Consider the following 472-nt stretch of genomic DNA (forward strand, 5'->3'; position numbering starts at 1 on the left):
AATTTGTCCGCTTCGTTTCCCTTCTAAGGAGAAATAGAGACAGGAGGAGGAAAGTAATTGTCCTTGTCCATTCACATGGGAGAAGGCAATATGATTGTAGTTTAGGTCCACACCGATGACACCGTCTGCTTTTGAGTGATTGAGATGAGGATGTTCTGGATCTTCTACGATACATTTGATGATATAGTACGTACCATGGTCTTCGATTGACCAACCCATTGACTGACCATACTTCTAGGAAAGCTGCGTGGCGATGGATTCTTGCACCCGGTCTTGTCCATAAGGAACATACACATACGGAAGTACAAGCGCCCGCCCTGTGGTACTTCTGATATGTAAGGTTTGGCTTGGCGCATCATATTGGAACACAAAGTTCCCATACTTCGCATCCTTCCGTCCAGAGATTGTCATCCTGGCATTCCGTTTGTGACGGAATGCTTGTCTCCATACTGCATGGCTCTTTTGATCCTGA

General features: G+C 45.8%; 2 pseudogenes. Both read right to left on the reverse strand.

Features of this window, described 5'->3' with window-relative positions:
• A pseudogene (locus AAHB12_RS31335) lies at positions 1–219 on the reverse strand (IS200/IS605 family accessory protein TnpB-related protein); the annotation flags it as partial.
• Positions 220–234: 15 nt separating this feature from the next.
• Positions 235–472, reverse strand: a pseudogene (locus AAHB12_RS31340) (hypothetical protein); the annotation flags it as partial.

Source organism: Bacillus sp. OTU530, from assembly GCF_038440375.1.